The following is a 1,347-nucleotide window of genomic DNA, read 5'->3' on the forward strand; positions in this document are numbered from 1 at the left end:
GGAGGCCTTCCCCCGGATGCGGACCTTCGTGCAGCGGCGGGAAGAGCGGGGCGTGCCGATGGCGGTGGCCTCCGGCCCCACGCGGGAGGCGATCGACGCCGTGCTGGAGGGCACCGGGCTGGCCGCGCTGCTGACGACGGCCGTCTCCGCCGTTTTTTGTCGAGCGGGGCAAGCCCGCCCCGGACGTGTTCCTGGAGGCGGCCCGTCGGCTCGGCGCCCGGCCCGCCGACTGCGTGGTGGTCGAGGACGCGGCGCCGGGGGCGCTGGCCGCGCACGCCGCCGGGATGCGCTGCGTGGCGGTCCCGTACGTGGCGGAGACCGCGGGCGACCCGGCGTTCGCGGCGGCGGGGCTGCTCTTCGCGGGCGGCCAGCGGGAGTTCGACGCGGACGCCGCCGAGGAGTGGCTCTTCGCACGCGGGGCGGATGCCGCCCGCGCCTGACGGCGGCCGGTGAGCGCGGGGCCGCCGGGGGGCCGGGGAGCGGGGGCCGTCACGCTCCTGCGGGGGGGGCTTCCGGAGGTCCGTTCAGCGCACCACGCGCGGCAGGCGCAGGCCCAGGGCCGTCGTCACGGCGATCAGGCCCAGCTGGACCAGCAGGGTCACGGCGAGGGCGTCCCGCATCCCCAGCGGGGCGACGAGTGCGAGGAAGAGGCTGCCGACGGTCGCCACACCCAGGGTCAGCGAGGACTGCTGCGTGGTGATCATGACCCCGCTGCCCACGCCCGCCCGGTCCGCCGGGACGTCCGAGAGCATCAGCCGCATCAGCACCGGCTGCTGGAGGCCCTGGCCGAGGCCCGCGACGGCGACACCCGGAGCCAGCCCGGCGATACCGAGGTCCGGCCAGCCGTACCGGACGGCCGCCAGCACCAGGGCGATGCCGAGGGCCTGGACCAGCCCGCCGGCGATGACGACCCGGCTGCCGAACCTGCCGGTCAGCCGGGGCCCGGCGAGGGAGGCGCCGAAGTAGCCCAGGGCCATCGGCACCAGCGCGGCCCCCGCCTCCACCGGACCCATCCGCAGGCCCTGCTGGAGGGCGACGGCCACCACGAACATGAAGCCGCTGAAGCCGACCGAGAACGGCGCCAGCATCACCAGTCCGCGCCGCAACGACACCAGCCGCAGCAGGCTCGGCGGCACCAGCGGGGTGTGCCCGAGCCGGTCGGCGCGGCGCTCCGTCAGGTAGAAGGCCAGGGCCGCGAAGGGGGACACGGCCAGCGCCACCCAGGTCCACAGCGGCCAGCCGGCCGCCCGCCCCTCGGTCAGCGGCAGCAGCAGCGACACCAGGGTGAGGCCGAGCAGCAGCGTCCCGGGGACGTCCACGGACGCCGGCCGGTCCGAGCGGGTCTCG

Annotated in this window: 1 protein-coding gene and 1 pseudogene; one reads left to right on the forward strand and one right to left on the reverse strand. The window is 77.1% G+C overall.

Annotation, left to right across the window (positions count from 1 at the left end):
- A pseudogene (locus SSNG_RS04450) lies at positions 1–440 on the forward strand (HAD-IA family hydrolase); the annotation flags it as partial.
- A gap of 84 nt (positions 441–524) precedes the next feature.
- Here SSNG_RS04450 and SSNG_RS43480 read toward each other — a convergent pair.
- Positions 525–1,347 (reverse strand): MFS transporter (locus SSNG_RS43480; protein WP_241694990.1); only part of this gene is annotated, 823 nt, incomplete at its 5' end.

It is taken from the genome of Streptomyces sp. C (genome assembly GCF_000158895.1).
GTDB lineage: Bacteria > Actinomycetota > Actinomycetes > Streptomycetales > Streptomycetaceae > Streptomyces > Streptomyces racemochromogenes.